The organism is Roseicyclus marinus, from assembly GCF_030163795.1.
Lineage (GTDB): Bacteria > Pseudomonadota > Alphaproteobacteria > Rhodobacterales > Rhodobacteraceae > Roseicyclus > Roseicyclus marinus.
On sequence record NZ_JASJOF010000005.1, the window covers coordinates 201,078 to 216,750 of the forward strand.

Below are 15,673 nucleotides of genomic sequence, written 5' to 3' on the forward strand. Positions count from 1 at the left end.
TCGCCCCCGGGGTCCATGCTAGGTTTGGGGCCATGTCCCTTGATGACCCCAATATAGGCCGCCCTCTCATCCGCCAGCTGGATGAAACAGCGATCAACCGGATCGCGGCGGGAGAGGTCGTGGAACGCCCCGCCTCGGCGGTCAAGGAACTCGTGGAAAACGCCATCGACGCAGGCGCCACCCGTGTTTTGGTCGAGGTCGCGCATGGCGGCAAATCCCTGATCCGGATCACCGATGACGGCTGCGGCATGACGCCTGCGGATCTACCGCTGGCGCTGTCGCGTCACGCCACCTCCAAGATCGACGGCAGCGACCTCCTGAACATCCGCAGCTTCGGCTTCCGCGGCGAGGCGCTGCCCTCGCTCGGGGCCGTGGGACGCCTCAAGATCACCAGCCGCGCGGGCAACGACCCTGCGCACGAGATCCGCGTGATCGGCGGAGAGATGTCGTCTGTCCGCCCCGCTGCCCTGTCGCGCGGCACGGTCGTGGAATTGCGCGACCTGTTCTTCGCCACGCCCGCCCGGCTGAAATTCCTGCGGGGCGACCGCGCCGAGATGCAGGCGATCACCGATGTGGTCCGCCGCCTCGCCATGGCGGAACCCGCCGTGGGCATCACCCTCAAGGACATGACCGACGGCGAGCGCGTGGTCCTGCGCGCCGATCCCGAAACCGGCGACATCTGGCGGGCCTTGACCGCCCGCCTGCGCGCGCTGATCGGGCCCGAGTTCACCGACAACGCGATGCGGATCGACGCCGAACGCGACGGGGTCCGCCTGACCGGTCTTGCCGCGCTGCCGACCTATTCGCGGGGCGCCGCCGTGGCGCAATACCTGTTCGTCAACGGCCGCCCCGTGCGCGACAAGCAACTGATCGGGGCGCTGAGGGCCGGCTACATGGACGTGCTCGCGCGCGACCGCCATCCGGCAGCGGCACTTTTCATCGACTGCCCGCCGGAACGCGTCGACGTCAACGTCCATCCCGCCAAGGCCGAGGTCCGGTTCCGCGATCCCGACACGGTGCGCGGGCTGATCGTCTCGGCCCTGCGGCAAGGGCTGGCCCAGGACGGCCACCGCGCCTCTTCGACCGTGGGCGATGACGTTCTGGGTGCCTTCCGGCCCGAACCAACCACGCCGCCGTATGTCTACCAGATGGACAGGCCCTCCACGGCGGCGCTGTCACGCGCCCGCGACTGGCAGGTCCAGCAGTTCGCCGAGGAAAGTCTTCCGTGGACACCTTCGGCCCGGATCGAGGACATGACGACGCCCCCGCCCGAGGCCACCAGCCGGCCGCTGGGCGCCGCGCGCGCGCAGATCCACGAAAACTACATCCTCGCCCAGACCGACACCGGCATGGTTATCGTCGATGCCCATGCCGCCCATGAACGGCTGGTCTACGAACGCCTCAAACGCCAGATGGACGAAACCGGGGTCGCGCGGCAGGCGCTGCTGATCCCCGAAATCGTGACGCTGGGCGACGCCGCCGACCGCCTTCTCGCCCATGCCGGGGATCTGGCCGCGCTCGGCCTCGTCATCGAACCCTTCGGCCCCGGCACCATCGCCGTGCGCGAAACTCCGGCTTTGCTGGGCGCGGTTGCAGTCGAACCCCTTCTGCGCGATATCCTTGACGAAATCGACGATCTCGGCCAATCCGGTACACTGCGGGCGCGCCTGGACGCGGTGCTGTCGCGGGTGGCCTGCCATGGATCGGTCCGCACCGGCCGCCGGATGACCGCCGACGAGATGAACGCGCTTCTGCGTGAAATGGAATCGACGCCCAAATCGGGCCAATGCAACCACGGACGACCCACTTTCGTGACCTTGGCCCTCGCGGATATCGAGCGCCTGTTCGGGCGGAGCTGACGGATGGAAAACATACCCCTCTTCGCCTTCCTTGACAGGCTGGGTGCCGACCTCAGGGCGGCCTCCCCCTTTGGGCCGGGCATCGATCCCCTGCCCGCCTATCTGGTTCTGGCGCTGCTCGTCATCGTGGTGCTGGTCATCGCGCTGATCCGCCGTGGTCAGGCGCTCAAGCGCGCCGGGGCCAGCCAGGCCGAGATCGAAAGCCTGCGGCGGCAGGTCGCCGTGCAGGAAGTTCGCACAGAACGCCTGTCCGAGGTCGAGAAATCCTTTTCCGATGTGCGCGACGAACGCGACCGGCTTATGGGCGCGCTCAATCAGGCCGAGGCGCGGCTGGAAACCACGGAACGCACCCACGCCGCCCGGCTCGAGGAATTGCGCGGCCTGAACGAGGCCTTGCAGGGCCAGTTCAAGACATTGGCCAACGAGGTTCTGGAGGGCAATTCCAAGGCCTTCCTCGACCGCGTGACCGAACGTTTCGCCACCCATTCGGAAACGGCCAAGGCCGAACTGGATGCGCGGCAGAAAGCCATCGACGGCATGGTCAAACCGCTCAGCGAGCGGCTGGGCGCCTTCGACACGATCCTGCGCGAGATGGAAAAACACCGCACCGATGCCTATGGCGCGATCCGCGAACAGGTCGAACAGCTGAAACTGGGCCAGTCCCAGCTTTCTGGCGAAACCCGCAAGCTGGTGCAGGCGCTGCGCGCACCCAAGACGCGCGGACGCTGGGGCGAAATGCAGCTCCGACAGGTCTTCGAACTCAGCGGCATGTCCGAGCATGTCGATTTCGAGACCGAGGCGACGATGCGGACCGAGGAAGGCTTGCAGCGGCCCGATGCCATCGTGCGGATGCCGGGGGGCCGGTCGCTCGTGATCGACGCCAAGACCTCCCTCGACGGCTATCTCGACGCGGTTGAGGCCGAAACGCCCGAGGCGCGGGATGCCGCCATCGCCCGCCACGCGCGACAGGTGGCCGAACATGTCCGGCTTCTGTCCTCCAAGCGCTACCACGACCTTCTGGCCGATACGCCCGATTTCGTGGTGATGTTCATTCCCGGCGACGTGTTCCTGTCGGCGGCGGTCGAAATCGACCCCGGGCTTCTGGAACGCGCCATGGGCGCGCGTGTGGTGATCGCCACGCCCTCGACGCTGATCGCGCTCCTGCGCACCATCGCCTTCGGCTGGCAGCAGGAAAAGATCGCCGAAAACGCCGTGACCATCCACCGCGAGGCGCGCGAACTCTACAACCGCCTCGCGATTTTCGCCTCGAACCTGCAAAAGGTGGGCGTCGCGCTCAACCGCTCGGTGGAAAGCTACAACAAGGCGATGGGCTCGCTCGAGGCCCGGGTGCTGCCCTCCGCCCGCAAGCTCGAGGCGCTGCAGGTGGTCCAGACCCCCTCGCCCGATCTGCAGGACGCGCCCCGCGTCGAAGCCGTGCCGCGCCGCCTGACCGCGGCGGAATTGCTCACCTTCGACGACGACGAATAGACCGGCGAACCTGCGCTTTCCAAGGCGGGAAATCTGCGGCTTCGGCCGCCATTTTTCACCACAAAACCGGCCTCAGATCCTCTCGATCGCGATCGCCGTCCCCTCACCGCCACCAATGCAGATCGCGGCCACCCCGCGCTTCAACCCGTGCCGCTCCAGCGCGTTCAAAAGCGTCACCATGATCCGCGCACCCGATGCCCCGATGGGATGACCCAGCGCACAGGCCCCGCCATGCACGTTCATCCGCGCGCGATCCACGCCCATCTCGCGCATGAAGGCCATCGGCACGACCGCAAAGGCCTCGTTCACCTCCCACAGGTCGACATCCGAGACCGACCATCCCAGCCGGTCCAGCAATTTCCGCGCGGCGGGAACGGGCGCTGTCGGAAACAGGTTCGGCTCCTGCGCATGGCTGGCATGGCCCAGAACCCGCGCCCGCACCTTGAGCCCTCGCGCTTCGGCCACCGCCCTGCGCGCCATGACCAGCGCCGCCGCCCCATCCGAGATGGAGGAGGAATTGGCCGCCGTCACCGTCCCGTCCTTGCGAAAGGCGGGCTTCAGCGTTGGGATTTTCTCGGGCCGTGCGCTTCCGGGCTGCTCATCGACCGCGACCACCGTCTCGCCCTTGCGCGTGGTCACCGTCACGGGCGTCACCTCCGCGTCAAAGGCCCCGCTTTCAATGGCCTTCAGCGCATTGTCGAGCGATCCCAGCGCGTACTCGTCCTGCGCCGCGCGCGTGAACTGGAACGCCTCCGCACAATCTTCGGCAAAGGTGCCCATCAGGCGGCCTTTGTCATAGGCATCCTCCAGCCCGTCGAGGAACATGTGATCCTGCGCCGCCGCATGTCCCATCCGCGCGCCCCCGCGCATGGCGGGCAACAGGTAGGGGGCATTCGACATCGATTCCATGCCGCCCGCGACGATCACGTCCGACCGCCCCAGCGCCAGCGCATCCCAGCCGAACATCGCGGCCTTCATCCCCGAGCCGCACATCTTGTTGAGCGTCGTCGCCGGAACATCCTTGGGCAGACCGGCCTTGAACCCCGCCTGCCGCGCGGGCGCCTGACCTTGACCGGCCGGCAGGACGCAGCCCATCAACAACTCGTCCACCGCATCCGGGGCAACGCCCGCATCGGCGAGCGCGGCGGCGATGGCGGCACCGCCGAGATCGGAAGCGCCGACCCCCGCAAGCGCGCCTTGGAACCCACCCATCGGCGTCCGCGCGGCCCCCGCGATCACGACCTCGTCCATGCGCCTCTCCCCCTGCCTTTGGTAACCATGCGGTAAGATCCCGCTCACCACTTGGTAAGATTTTGTCCCTATCCGTAACCAAATCCTAACGAGGAGAGCTTGCCATGAAAATGCGTTTCGAGGCCTGCGGGTCCTTCGGCTTCCTGTCCGTCGATGAATCGCGCCTCGACGCCAGTGTCGCGATCCAGTTCAAGGATCGCTTCCGCGACCTGACCCAAGATGCCTCCGGCGACGTGATCCTCGATCTCAGCCGCGTCGACTTCCTCGATTCGAGCGGCCTTGGCGCGGTCGTAGCCGCCCGCAAGATTCTGGGCGCGGGGCGGCGTCTGGAACTGGCGGGGCTGACCCTTCCGGTCGCCAAGGTGATGACCCTGACGCAGATGCACACCGTCTTTCCGATCCATGCCGATCTGGACGCGGCACGCGCAGCCCGCACTGACGCGCGATGAGCATACAGGATACGCAAGGCTTGCGCCGGCGTCTGGTCAACCTGCGCTTCGCCGCCAGCGGCGCGGCCGTGCGCGAGGCGCTGATGACGGTCGATGCGACACTTGCCGCAGCCGGCGCCGTCGAAGACCTGCGGATGCGCGCCCAGATCGCGCTGGCCGAGGCCTGCAACAACATCGTCGAACATGCCTATCCCCTGGCGCCGGATCCCGACGCGCAGATCCGGCTGGATATCTCCGGCGATGCGGGCGGTTTGCAAATCACCTTGCGGGACAGGGGCCGCTCGATGCCCGAGGGACCACTGCCCGGCAGGACCTTCCCGTGTGTCGACCCCGAAAACCCCGATACCCTGCCCGAAGGCGGGTTTGGCTGGCCGCTTCTCAGGACCATGACCCGCGCGCTCAGCATCTCGCGGCAAAATGGCCAGAACATCCTGCGGTTCCGGTTACTGCTGGCTGACAGAACCAACCCAGTCGATGAAAATGCCGTCTGAAATGTCACGGCTTTGCCAGATTTCCCCCGCATTGCCGCCCCGTTGCACCGGCAAAAAGATCTCGTAGCTGCAGAGGCTTCCCTCGGCGTCGCGTATCAAAGCCCCCACCCAGTGCGCGGCGTCGAGGTCTCTGGGCTACCCCCTCCCCCCCCCTCTTTCGCGTGTCACACTTGCGCTGGCCGCGCGCGGAAGTAGGGTGCGCGCGACATCCGTTCGCGAGGGAGGGACAACATGCGCGACTTTCATCACCCGGGCCGGTCGGCGGCTTTTGCCGAAAACGGCATGTGCGCCACGTCGCACCCTTTGGCGGCCCAGACAGCCATCGCGACCCTTCAGGCGGGCGGCAACGCGGTCGACGCGGCCATCGCGGGCGCCGTGCTGCTTGGCCTGTGCGAACCGGCGATGACCGGCATCGGTGGTGACTGCTTCGTGCTGCTCAAGCACGCCGGGTCGGAAGACATCATCGCCCTGAACGGCTCGGGACGTGCGCCCGCCGCCTTGTCCGGCGCCGATCTGCGCGCACAGGGCCAAGAAAAGATGCCCGTTTTCGGCCATCCCGCCGCCGTCACCATCCCCGGTGCCATCGACGCGTTCTGCCGTCTGTCGGCCGATCACGGCAAGCTGGGCCTCGATGCCGTTCTGGCCCCGACGATCAAGTATGCGGAGGCGGGCGTGCCGGCGGCGCCCCGCGCGCAATTCGACTGGACCCATCACCACGACAACATGACGGAAACGGCACGCCGTCATTACCTGATCGACGGCCGCCCCCCGCGTCTGGGCGAAAGGTTCCGCCACCCCGGCCAGGCCGAGGTGCTGCGCCGCGTCGCCCGCGAGGGCCGCAAGGGATTTTACGAGGGCGAAGTGGCCGAAGACATGGTCGCCAGCCTGCGCGCGCTTGGCGGTGTTCACACGCTGGAGGATTTCGCCAACACCGCCTGTGATTACACCGCCCCGATCAACGGCAGCTACAAGGGCATCGACCTGGTGGAGCATCCGCCAAACGGCCAGGGCGCGACCGCGATCCTGCTGGCCAATATCCTTGCCGAATTCGACCTGCCGTCGATGGATCCCTGGGGCGTGGAACGCGCCCATATCGAGGCCGAGGCCACCAAGCTGGCCTATGACGCCCGCGACCGGTTCCTCTCGGATGCCGATCACATGACGCGGCTGGCCTATATGCTCGACCCCGCCACGGCACGGAAACTGGCCGCCCTGATCGACCCGACGCGCGCCATGCCCTCGGCCCGCGCCCTGACCGAGGAGATGCACAAGGAAACCATCTACCTCACCGTCGTCGACAAGGACCGTATGGCGGTGTCACTGATCTATTCGGTATTCAAGGATTTCGGATCGGGCATCGCGTCGGACAAGTTCGGCATCCTGTTCCAGAACCGCGGCGCGGGCTTCACGCTGGAGGCAGGACACCCGAACGAGGCGAATGGCGGCAAGCGCCCGATGCACACGATCATTCCCGCGATGCTTAAAAAGGATGGTCGCGTGATCATGCCCTTCGGCGTCATGGGTGGGCAGTATCAATCCACGGGCCATGCCCGGATGCTGACCAACATGGTCGACTACGGCCTTGGCCCACAGGAGATGATCGACGCCCCCCGCTGCTTCAGCGAATACGGCGAGATGAAGGTCGAAAAGGGCTATGGCGCCCACGTGCACCAAGGTCTCGCTGATCTTGGCCACAAGGTCTCGGTCCCGCCCGTGGGCATCGGCGGCGCACAGGCGATCCGTATCGATCACGAGCTTGGCGTTCTGGAGGGCGGATCTGACCCGCGCAAGGACGGCATCGCGTTGGGGTATTGACGGCCACGGGGGCAGGGGGCAGGGGCCATCGGCCCCTGCCCTCAAGCAGGGCTCAGTTCAGCTGATATTCCAGCGGATAGCGCCCGTCGCTGAATTCCCCGAACAGGTCGGGCAGGTCGGGATGATCCACCGGTTCGCCGCTGTCGTCGGGCACAAGGTTCTGTTCCGAGACATAGGCGACGTAATAGGTCTGATCGTTCTCGGCCAGAAGGTGGTAGAACGGCTGTTCCTTGATCGGTCGCGCCTCTTCGGGGATGGCCTCGTACCAATCCTCGGTATTCGCGAACTCGGGGTCGATATCGAAGACCACGCCGCGAAACGGGTGTTTGCGGTGTCGGACGACCTGTCCCAGTCCAAATTTTGCCGTGCTTTTCAGCATGACGGAATTCCCCCTAGACGGCTTTACTTAACGCCTTCATTGGGCAGATGTCCATGGCTCGGCCCCCGGCTCCGGAGAAACAATCTGTTGGATATCGTCATCACGGTTCTGGGCATCGTCGCCCCGGTTTTCCTGCTGGCCAGCGCCGGTTTCACTTGGGCGCGGGCCGGATACGATTACCCGACCGAGTTCGTCACCCGGCTGGCCATGACATTGGCGGTGCCCTGTCTGATCTTCACCGCGCTGATGCGGACAGAGATCACACCCGCGGCGCTGACCGCGCTCAGCCTTGCCGCACTTGCCGCCTATGCGGTCGTCCTTGCCCTGTCCTGGGGGCTGGTGGCGGCGCTGCGGCTGGACCGCGCGGCCTATGTCGCGCCGCTGGCTTTCGGGAATACCGGCAACCTTGGCCTGCCGTTGGCGCTGTTCGCCTTCGGGGATACCGGGCTCGGGCTGGCCGTCGTGGTCTTCGCGGTCATGGCGATCCTGACCTTCACCATCGGCCTTTGGCTGGTGGCGGGGGGCGCCTCGCCGGGGCGGGTGCTGCGTGAACCGATGCTTTGGGCCACGATCCTGGGTGGGGTATTTCTCGTCATGGGCTGGCAAACGCCCGAATGGGTGACACGATCGCTGTCGCTGGTCGGGCAGATGGCGATCCCCTTGTTGCTGATCACGCTCGGCGTCGCAGTGGCGCGCCTGAAACCGGGGCGGATCGGTCGCGCGATCTGGTTGTCGGGGGCGAAACTGGCGTTGGGACTGGTGGCGGGCGTGATCGCCGGTCGCGCCTTTGGCCTCGATCCGGTGGCGTTCGGCGTCTTGGTCCTGCAGATGGCGACGCCGGTCGCCGTCACCTCCTACCTGCTGGCGGAACGGTATGACGCCGACCCCGATGCCGTCGCGGGCCTTGTCGTCGTCTCGACGCTGATGTCGGTCGCCGCCATGCCGATCACATTGTCGTTCCTGCTGTAGTTGCGGGAAAACGCGCATTCCATCGCAAGCCGTTTCCGCGTATGCTCCCCGGCAATCAGAACCGGACAATTCGGGCACGAGCAGAACCATGGAACGCAGAACTCTTGTGCTGGGCGCGCTCTGCACCCTTGCGGCCGGATGCGGCCCGAGGCAGTTCTCGGCGCCCCGCAGCCTCGACGACGCCTGCGCGCTCGGGCGGGAACGGCCGCAATACCTGCGCGCGATGCAACGGACCGAACGGCGCTGGGGCGTGCCGGTCCATGTGCAAATGGCCACGTTCCATCAGGAAAGCCGATTGGTGGGCGATGCGCGCCCGCCTTTCCGCTATGCGCTGGACGTGATCCCCATGGGGCGGATGAGTTCGGCTTTCGGCTACAGTCAGGCGCTCGATGGCACTTGGGACGAATACAAGGCGGACACGGGAAATCGGCGCGCACAACGCACCAACATCAACGACGCCGCCGATTTCATGGGCTGGTACATGAACCGCACGCGGGAGCGGAACGGCGTGGAGCTGACCGATACGCGCAACCAGTATCTCGCCTATCACGAGGGTCACGCAGGCTTCGCCCGCGCAAGCTACAATGCCAAGCCGTGGCTCTTGGCAGTGGCCGACCGGGTCGCAACGCGGGCCGAAACCTACCGGTTGCAGCTTCTGTCCTGCCGCTGAGGATCAGCGTTCGCGCGACTGGATCTCGAGGGTGATGTTGAACAGGCCCCCGGGGATCCGACCGCCTTCCTCCATGTTGCCCAGCACGACGGTGGTCTGCGCGCCGCTGCCGTCGGTGATCACCCATTGCCGCAATTCTACCGGATCATCGGTAAAGACCAGTTCGATCGTGCCGATCTCGGGGCGGTCGGGGTCTTGCGCCAGAACGCGGGTAGCCGTCCCGTCGAAGCTATGGCCGATCACCCGGCCCGACGCGGCCAGATCGACATTGCGGGCCAGGATCATGTTCAGCGGCGTCTCGGACAGCGGATATTGTTCGGGCCGCGTGTTCGACCGCCCGTCGAAGATGGCGACCTGCTGACCCCCGGCGATGACCAGCAGATCATCGCCCTGGTATTCAAAACGCATGCGGCCCGGGCGATGCATCAGGATCCGCCCGGTCGACACCGATCCATCGGCGTTGATCTGGGTAAAACTGCCCTCGGCGGTGCGGATCTCGTTGAGATAGCGCGACAGGGCAGAGAGGGGCACAATATCGGCCAAGGCGGGCGGAGCCGCCGCAAGGCCGAGAACAAGGGCAATGATGAACCGTTTCATAGCCCCAAGATATCCCATCGGCGCGGCGATTGAAGGGGCTGAAATCCGCTTCACGCAACCGTCACCGCGACCGGCGGGGCGCCGCCGACGCGCTCAATCCTGTTCCGGCACAAGAATCTCGCGCTTGCCGACGTGGTTGGCGCCGCTGACCAGCCCCGCCTCTTCCATCTGTTCGACGAGCCGCGCGGCCTTGTTGTAGCCGATGCCAAGCTTGCGCTGGATGTAGGAGGTGGAACACTTGCGATCCTTGATCACGATCGCGACCGCCTGATCGTAGAGCGCGTCGTCGCCCTCGGTGTTGCCGCCGGTGTTCAGGCCCAAAACCGCGTCGATGTCGCTTTCGCGGTCCTCGTCCGGCCCGTCCAGAACGCTGGAGGCGTATTCCGGCGGCCCGAAGGATTTCAGGTGACGCACGATTTCCTCAACCTCTTCGTCGCTGACGAAGGGGCCGTGGACGCGGGTGATCTTGGCACCGCCCGCCATGTAGAGCATGTCACCCATCCCCAGAAGCTGCTCGGCCCCCTGTTCGCCGAGGATCGTGCGGCTGTCGATCTTCGACGTGACGTGGAAGGAAATGCGCGTCGGGAAGTTCGCCTTGATCGTGCCGGTGATCACGTCGACCGACGGGCGCTGCGTCGCCATGATCAGGTGGATACCGCTCGCGCGCGCCATCTGCGCCAGACGCTGGATACAGGCCTCGATCTCCTTGCCTGCGACCATCATCAGATCGGCCATCTCGTCGACGATGACGACGATGAAAGGCATCGCTTCGGGCTTGAATTCCTCGGTCTCGAACACCGGATCGCCGGTTTCGTCGTCGAACCCCGTCTGGTAGGTGCGCTTGAACATCTCGCCCTTGGCCAACGCCTCGCGAACGCGGCCGTTGTAGCCCTCGATGTTGCGCACACCCATCTTGGACATCTTGCGGTAGCGTTCCTCCATCTCGCCCACGACCCATTTGAGGGCCACGACCGCCTTTTTCGGGTCGGTCACGACGGGCGAGAGCAGGTGCGGGATGCCGTCATAAACGGACAGTTCCAGCATCTTGGGGTCGATCATGATCATCCGGCATTCTTCGGGCGACAGCTTGTAAAGCAAGCTCAGGATCATGGTGTTGATCGCGACCGATTTCCCCGAACCGGTGGTGCCCGCGATCAAGAGGTGGGGCATCTTGGCGAGGTTTGCGATGATCGGGTCGCCGCCGATATCCTTGCCCAGTGCCAGAGGCAGCCGGTGGTTGCCGTCGCCGAAACTGCGGTGGCTGAGCAGTTCGCGCAGCAACACCTTTTCGCGGTGGTGGTTGGGCAGTTCGATCCCGATGACGGAGCGGCCCGGAACGGTCGACACGCGCGCCGACAGCGCCGACATCGACCGCGCGATATCGTCCGACAGGCCGATCACGCGGCTGGCCTTCAGACCCGGCGCGGGTTCAAGCTCGTACATCGTGACCACGGGGCCGGGGCGCACGCTGACGATCTCGCCCTTGACGCCGTAATCGTCGAGGACGGATTCGAGCATCCGCGCATTCTCTTCCAGCGCCTCGTCGCTCAGGTGGTGACGTTCGATGAGGTCGGCCGGGGCCAGCAACGACAGGGAGGGCGGTTCGTAAACCGCTTCCTCGGGCTTGGCCTGCAACGGCAAGGAGGGCTGCGCATCGGCCTGTGCCTGTTTCGAGGGTGCCGCGGGCCGGGTCGCTGCACGGGTCATGACGCGGCGCTGCAATTCGGTCTGCGGCAGGCTGTAGGGGGCTGCACGCTGGACGGGCAGATCATGCTCGACGACGTGATCGTCTAGGAACATGTTGTCGGAGATGTCGTCCTCGAATTCGTCGGGAACGGGCATCTCGACCAGGGCAGGTGCAACGGCCGGGCTTAGGTTGCGATGCGCGGCGGTCAGCGGTGGCTCGACGCGCTGCGCCGGATTGGCGGTTGCGACCGGCGGGGCCGCAGGCCGCAAGGGTGCGCTGCTGGGCAGTACACCCCGACGACGCGCCGCAGCCTCGGCCACGGCATTCGGGCGACGCACACGCGACTTGATCACATCGGTGATGCGCGCGCGGATCTGGTCTTCGTCGGGCGGGGCGATCCCGGCGAGCGGATCGAGGGTTGTGGCCTTGGCGGCACCCTTCGGCGCAAGCTGGGGCGCGGGATCGGGCTGTGCCTCGCTCTCTCGCGGGCGCAACATCGGCATCCGGCCAAGAATGCCCGTCACGCGGCGCGGCGGTGCGGCCTGTTCGACCCGGATTTCATCCTCGTCCTCGTCATGCACGATGGGGACGCGACGCAGGGCCGGATCCTGCGCCATGCGGGTCGGAACATGGGCCTCGCCCGTGGTTTCCCGATAGGCGGAGCGGCGGGCCGCGAGGTGGCTTGCCGCCATGCCCGCCCCCTGCCCCGCCGTGCGCAGGCCACCCGACACCATCCCGATCAGGGACAGCGTACCAAGCACAAGGAACCGCAGACCAACGCGGAACTCGGCCCGGTTCACACCCAGAACATAGAGCGTCAGCCCGACACCCCCGAGAAACGCGAACGCGGACAAAAGGCGCAGCCCCGCCTCGGGCGCGAAGGGCAGTGCATTCAGAACCGCGCCGAGGATCGTATCGCCGAACAAGCCACCCAGACCGAAACTGTGGATCCAATCCGCACCGGGCGCGAAACTGGCGGCATGGATCGACGCCAGCGCCACGGCGATCGGCACGAAGATCGCGCGGCCGATCACCCTGTCCTGCCCGGTCTGCGACAGGAAGCGGACGCCCCAAACCCCCGCAATAAGCGGCAAGAGGATCGCGCCATAGCCCACGATCATCATCAAGATCGCGGCCACGGACGCGCCGAACCGACCCAACCAGTTCTGCGGCATGGCATCGGTCGCGGCCATGAAATTCGGATCTTCCGGCGCATAGGACACCAAAAGCGCGACAAGAGCGGCGGCGGCACCGAGCAGGGCAAAGCCGATACCCTGCTGGGCCAGCCGCATCAGCGCGGCATGCGTCTGATCGTCGAGAAGCGGATCCCGCTGTCTGGTCTGATAGGCCATCGGCTCTACACCCTCATCCGTAAAGACACGATCTGAGCCGCAAAAGCCCGTCGCGCATTTCTTGTTGTTCCGCCACCATCGCCACGCGAAGCCTGTCGGCACCGGGCGTCACGCCATCCACCTCGCGGGCCAGATAGGCACCGGGCAGCACACGCACCCCGGTCTCGCGCCAGAGCTTCAGCGCCGCCGCCTCGCCATCTGCGACCGGCAACCAGAGAAAGAACCCCGCCTGCGGCGCCCTGTAGCCGGGTACATCGCCCAAGATCTCGTCGGCCATGTCGTATTTCGCGCGGTAAAGCGCGCGGTTTTCCTCGACATGGGTTTCATCACTCCAGGCGCGCGTGGCCACCGCTTGTAACGGAAGGGGAAGGGGCGCGCCCGCGTAATTGCGCAGCTGTTTCATCGCCGCGATGCTGTCCGGCCCGCCCGCGGCAAAGCCTGCACGAAGCCCAGGCAGGTTCGAGCGCTTGGAAAGGGAATGGAACACCACCACGCGTTCAGGGTCGATGCCCCCGCGCGCCACGGCTTCGAGCGCGCCGGGGGGCGGCGTGTCGCGGTACAGTTCCGAATAGCATTCATCGGCGAGAATGCGGAAATCATGGCGTTCGGCCAGGGCCAGAAGCGCATCCCACCACGCCGCGTCAGCCACCGCACCCTGCGGGTTCGCGGGCGAACAGACATAGGCGATGGCGGTTCGGTCCAAAACCTCGGCGGGCAGGCTGGTGTAGTCAGGCAGATCGCCCGTCGCCTCGGTCGCGGCGACATAGACCGGCTCGGCCCCCACGGCGAGCGCTGCCACGGCATAGACCTGGTAGAACGGGTTGGGCATCAGCACGACAGGCTTCTTGCCGCCCTTGGTCTCGGGGCAGAGCGCAAGGCAGGCGTTGAACAATCCCTCGCGCGTCCCGTTCAGCGGCAGAACCTGCCGTTCGGCCGAGACCGTCACATCGTAGCGCCGCGCGATCCAGCGGGCGATGGCGGTCTGTAATTCGGGTGTGCCGTCATTGGGCGGATAGCGCCCGAACCCGTCCAGCGCCCCCGCGATTTCATCCCCGACCCAAGCCGGAAAGGCATGGCGCGGCTCGCCGATGGACATATGGATCACGGACCCGCCCGCCGGATAGGCGTCGAGCAATTTCCGCAGACGCGGAAACGCGTAATCGGGCAGGTTCGAAAACCGCTCGGGAAACATCATGAAACCGCCTCGTCGCCGGGGTCATTACCGCCCCGTTCGCGATGAACCTACAGGCTTGCCGTGCATCGGTCCAGAAAAAGCCGCGAGGTTTCAGGCGGCTGTGGCCATCAGGCCAATGCCGCCTCTGCCGCCGCGCCCAGACGCAACAGGCGTTCGTCCGCGCCGGGGGCGGCCAGCATCATCAGACCGCAGGACCGCACACCCGTGGGCAGCGTCAGACCGCAGAGCCCCATCAGGTTGCCCACCCGCGTGTTGCGCAGCGTCATGAGGTTTTCCGCGACGTAGAAATCGGCATCCGCCATCAATCGGTCGATGGGTGGCGGCAGGTTCGGCACGGTGGGCAGCAGCACGGCATCATATTGCGCCGTTTCCGCCGCCCAGACCTGCCTCAGCACCCTCAAACGCCGCCATGCCGCGACATAATCGGGCGCGCTGAAGGCCGCGCCGCCCCGGAACCGATCAAGGATGCGGACATACATCTTGTCCGGCGCCGCCTCGATCACGTCGCGCCATGTGCCGTAGCCCTCGGTCGCAAAAAGGACGGGGGACAGGTCCATCGCCTCGGCGATGCCGCTGACCGTGCCGGTCGTGATCTCTGCGCCAGCGCGCGACAGCCGCCCGACCGCATCGGAAAACCCTTTGCCCGGCGTCTCGCGCACATCGCTAGCATAGGGGTCGAGGATCAGGAACCGGACGCCCTGCAAACTCGCGCCGCGCAGGTCGGCGGGTTTGCCGCCCTCCATCACCGCCAGCAATTCGGCGCAATCCTCAACCGTGCGGCAGAGCGGACCGACCGTATCGAAACTTTCGGCCAGCGGCACAACGCCTTGCAAGCTCAACCGACCATGCGTCGTCTTGAGGCCCACAAGATCGTTCCAAGCGGCAGGCACCCGTACCGATCCACCCGTGTCCGACCCGATGCCCGCAGGCGCGAGCCCGAAGGCCACGGAGGCCGCCGCCCCCGAGGAAGAGCCGCCCGGCGCTAGGGCCGGATCGTTCACATTGGGCGGGGTGCCGGGTTTGGGGTCGGTGTTGCCGCCATAGGCCGGGTTCATGCCAAGACCGGCAAAGGCCAGTTCGGACATATGCGTCTTGCCCAGACACGTGAGGCCCGCGCGCGTGGCGCGCTGCAACACTTCGGCATCGGTGTCAGGTACACGACCCTCCAGCAGCATGGATCCCGCTTCGGTCACCACGCCCGCCGTGTCGAACAGGTCCTTCCAGCTGATCGGCACACCGTCGAGCAATCCGCGCCGTACGCCGTTCTTGGCCCGGTCGCGGGCCGCCATCGCCTCCGCGCGGGCGCGGTCAGGCGTCAGGCGGGCGTAGATGCGGGGGCCGTGTTCATGGCCCCGCGCCGCCTCCAGATAAGTTTCGGCCAGATCCACGGGGTCGATCCGCCCCGCCCCGATCGCACGCCCCAGATCGCTGGCGCTTTGCCACAGCCAATCGCTCATACCCGCCCCCTGCC

The 15,673-nt window shown here is 66.2% G+C and carries 13 protein-coding genes; 7 read left to right on the forward strand and 6 right to left on the reverse strand.

All coding sequences use genetic code 11. The annotated features are described in order from the left end of the window. Positions 1-32 precede the first annotated feature (32 nt). Positions 33-1,859, forward strand: a complete 1,827-nt coding sequence (mutL, locus tag QQK63_RS09840; RefSeq protein WP_277824734.1) for a DNA mismatch repair endonuclease MutL — start codon at positions 33-35, stop codon at positions 1,857-1,859. Between the two features lie 3 nt (positions 1,860-1,862). Further along, positions 1,863-3,347: a DNA recombination protein RmuC gene (locus QQK63_RS09845; RefSeq protein ID WP_277824736.1), complete on the forward strand. Its 1,485-nt coding sequence runs from the start codon at positions 1,863-1,865 to the stop codon at positions 3,345-3,347. A 72-nt stretch (positions 3,348-3,419) separates the two neighbouring features. On the opposite strand, the gene QQK63_RS09850 is transcribed toward QQK63_RS09845, so the two are convergent. Beyond that, positions 3,420-4,598 carry a thiolase family protein gene (locus QQK63_RS09850; RefSeq protein ID WP_277824738.1) on the reverse strand — a complete coding sequence of 393 codons (1,179 nt, stop codon included), beginning with the start codon at positions 4,596-4,598 and terminating at the stop codon, positions 3,420-3,422. Between the two features lie 104 nt (positions 4,599-4,702). On the opposite strand from QQK63_RS09850, the gene QQK63_RS09855 reads away from it, so the two are divergent. The 3 genes from QQK63_RS09855 to QQK63_RS09865 all read left to right on the forward strand — a co-directional run bounded on the left by QQK63_RS09855 (position 4,703) and on the right by QQK63_RS09865 (position 7,353). Continuing rightward, the gene (locus tag QQK63_RS09855) at positions 4,703-5,047 is read left to right on the forward strand and encodes an STAS domain-containing protein (RefSeq protein ID WP_277824740.1); all 345 of its coding nucleotides are present in this window, start codon (positions 4,703-4,705) and stop codon (positions 5,045-5,047) included. A 20-nt stretch (positions 5,048-5,067) separates the two neighbouring features. Continuing rightward, a complete protein-coding gene (locus QQK63_RS09860) occupies positions 5,068-5,538 on the forward strand; it encodes an ATP-binding protein (RefSeq protein ID WP_277824742.1) in 471 nt (156 codons plus the stop codon). Between the two features lie 231 nt (positions 5,539-5,769). Continuing rightward, positions 5,770-7,353 carry a gamma-glutamyltransferase family protein gene (locus QQK63_RS09865; protein ID WP_277824744.1) on the forward strand — a complete coding sequence of 528 codons (1,584 nt, stop codon included), beginning with the start codon at positions 5,770-5,772 and terminating at the stop codon, positions 7,351-7,353. Between the two features lie 52 nt (positions 7,354-7,405). Here QQK63_RS09865 and hspQ read toward each other — a convergent pair whose 3' ends face one another. Then, positions 7,406-7,732, reverse strand: coding sequence for a heat shock protein HspQ (gene hspQ, locus QQK63_RS09870; protein WP_277824746.1), 327 nt, complete (start codon positions 7,730-7,732; stop codon positions 7,406-7,408). An 87-nt stretch (positions 7,733-7,819) separates the two neighbouring features. Between hspQ and QQK63_RS09875 the strand changes: the two genes are divergently transcribed. Both QQK63_RS09875 and QQK63_RS09880 read left to right on the forward strand, forming a co-directional pair. Further along, positions 7,820-8,701 (forward strand): AEC family transporter, encoded by an 882-nt coding sequence (locus QQK63_RS09875; protein ID WP_277824748.1) that lies wholly within the window; start codon positions 7,820-7,822, stop codon positions 8,699-8,701. Positions 8,702-8,789: 88 nt separating this feature from the next. Then, positions 8,790-9,371 (forward strand): transglycosylase SLT domain-containing protein, encoded by a 582-nt coding sequence (locus QQK63_RS09880; RefSeq protein ID WP_277824750.1) that lies wholly within the window; start codon positions 8,790-8,792, stop codon positions 9,369-9,371. A gap of 3 nt (positions 9,372-9,374) precedes the next feature. On the opposite strand, the gene QQK63_RS09885 is transcribed toward QQK63_RS09880, so the two are convergent. From QQK63_RS09885 to QQK63_RS09900, 4 genes are all read right to left on the reverse strand, one after another. Then, the gene (locus QQK63_RS09885; RefSeq protein ID WP_277824751.1) at positions 9,375-9,968 is read right to left on the reverse strand and encodes a LolA family protein; all 594 of its coding nucleotides are present in this window, start codon (positions 9,966-9,968) and stop codon (positions 9,375-9,377) included. 93 nt (positions 9,969-10,061) lie between these two features. Further along, a complete protein-coding gene (locus QQK63_RS09890; protein WP_277824754.1) occupies positions 10,062-13,007 on the reverse strand; it encodes a DNA translocase FtsK in 2,946 nt (981 codons plus the stop codon). Positions 13,008-13,020: 13 nt separating this feature from the next. Then, positions 13,021-14,199 (reverse strand): aminotransferase class I/II-fold pyridoxal phosphate-dependent enzyme, encoded by a 1,179-nt coding sequence (locus QQK63_RS09895; protein ID WP_277825919.1) that lies wholly within the window; start codon positions 14,197-14,199, stop codon positions 13,021-13,023. A 110-nt stretch (positions 14,200-14,309) separates the two neighbouring features. After that, positions 14,310-15,659, reverse strand: coding sequence for an amidase (locus QQK63_RS09900; protein WP_277824756.1), 1,350 nt, complete (start codon positions 15,657-15,659; stop codon positions 14,310-14,312). Between the last annotated feature and the right edge of the window lie 14 nt (positions 15,660-15,673).

Excerpts from the sequence above, each read along its gene's own strand:
- QQK63_RS09865 (WP_277824744.1), top strand. The coding sequence starts at position 5,770 with ATGCGCGACTTTCATCACCCGGGCCGGTCGGCGGCTTTTGCCGAAAAC.
- hspQ (WP_277824746.1), bottom strand. The coding sequence starts at position 7,732 with ATGCTGAAAAGCACGGCAAAATTTGGACTGGGACAGGTCGTCCGACAC.
- QQK63_RS09845 (WP_277824736.1), top strand. The coding sequence starts at position 1,863 with ATGGAAAACATACCCCTCTTCGCCTTCCTTGACAGGCTGGGTGCCGAC.
- QQK63_RS09895 (WP_277825919.1), bottom strand. The coding sequence starts at position 14,199 with ATGTTTCCCGAGCGGTTTTCGAACCTGCCCGATTACGCGTTTCCGCGT.
- QQK63_RS09855 (WP_277824740.1), top strand. The coding sequence starts at position 4,703 with ATGAAAATGCGTTTCGAGGCCTGCGGGTCCTTCGGCTTCCTGTCCGTC.
- QQK63_RS09850 (WP_277824738.1), bottom strand. The coding sequence starts at position 4,598 with ATGGACGAGGTCGTGATCGCGGGGGCCGCGCGGACGCCGATGGGTGGG.
- mutL (WP_277824734.1), top strand. The coding sequence starts at position 33 with ATGTCCCTTGATGACCCCAATATAGGCCGCCCTCTCATCCGCCAGCTG.
- QQK63_RS09880 (WP_277824750.1), top strand. The coding sequence starts at position 8,790 with ATGGAACGCAGAACTCTTGTGCTGGGCGCGCTCTGCACCCTTGCGGCC.
- QQK63_RS09900 (WP_277824756.1), bottom strand. The coding sequence starts at position 15,659 with ATGAGCGATTGGCTGTGGCAAAGCGCCAGCGATCTGGGGCGTGCGATC.
- QQK63_RS09890 (WP_277824754.1), bottom strand. The coding sequence starts at position 13,007 with ATGGCCTATCAGACCAGACAGCGGGATCCGCTTCTCGACGATCAGACG.
- QQK63_RS09885 (WP_277824751.1), bottom strand. The coding sequence starts at position 9,968 with ATGAAACGGTTCATCATTGCCCTTGTTCTCGGCCTTGCGGCGGCTCCG.